This is a genomic window from Butyrivibrio sp. WCD3002 (assembly GCF_000424265.1).
GTDB lineage: Bacteria > Bacillota > Clostridia > Lachnospirales > Lachnospiraceae > Butyrivibrio.
Genome location: NZ_KE384156.1, coordinates 1 through 798, shown reverse-complemented (window position 1 = coordinate 798; position 798 = coordinate 1). Strand labels below are relative to the sequence as shown.

At 35.2% G+C, this 798-nt stretch carries 1 pseudogene; it reads right to left on the bottom strand.

Features of this window, described 5'->3' with window-relative positions:
• Positions 1-707, bottom strand: a pseudogene (locus G608_RS23735) (hypothetical protein); the annotation flags it as partial.
• Between the last annotated feature and the right edge of the window lie 91 nt (positions 708-798).

The window sequence follows — 798 nt, the reverse complement described above, 5'->3', positions numbered from 1 at the left end:
TTACTGGTATCAAGGTTGCTCAAATCAACCGTTTTTATATAACCACGGTAGCTACTATCTTCCCACGGTTTTGATACTGGATCTGATGCCTTACCCCATACTTTTAAGTGCCATTCCGAATCTATACTCCAATACATATCTCCTACTTGAGTTGTAGGAACTATATAGTCACTCTCATTTGCAGAATTAGTTAATTCTGGGGTGCTTTCTTCAGTACTTCCTTGCTCGTCAGAAACTGTAGAAGTATCTATGTTATCATCATTTGTCGATGCATCTTCTGATAAGTCTTCCTGATCATCATTTTGCTCATCACTAGATACTTCTGTGGCTGAACTTTCAGAAGTATTCTCTTCTTCTGATATGGCATTATTATCTGAACTCTCGCTAGAACCATCGCTTTCAGATTCAGAACTTCCTTCATTAGAAAATGAATTCTCAGAAGAGGATGTTTGGTCAGCATCGCTTGAGATATTATTAGAACTGCTATCATCAGAAATTGACTGATCGTCTTCTGAATCTACCTGAGCTTCATCGTTCGTATCAGTTATTTCACTTGAAAGCGCATCTGATGATAAATCTGAATTCTCAGTTGCTTTAACGGATATAACATTTGTTGACGACAAAAAAAGAGCACATACTAGAGAATATGCGCACAGCTTTTTCATAAAAGATTGCTTTAAAATCATAATTACCACATCAATATTCAATAAGACACCTTTTTATAAGTATAGCGATATAAAATATAATTGTCAATTAAGAAATACGCACCGTTGACATTTTGATCACTAATGTTAAAAT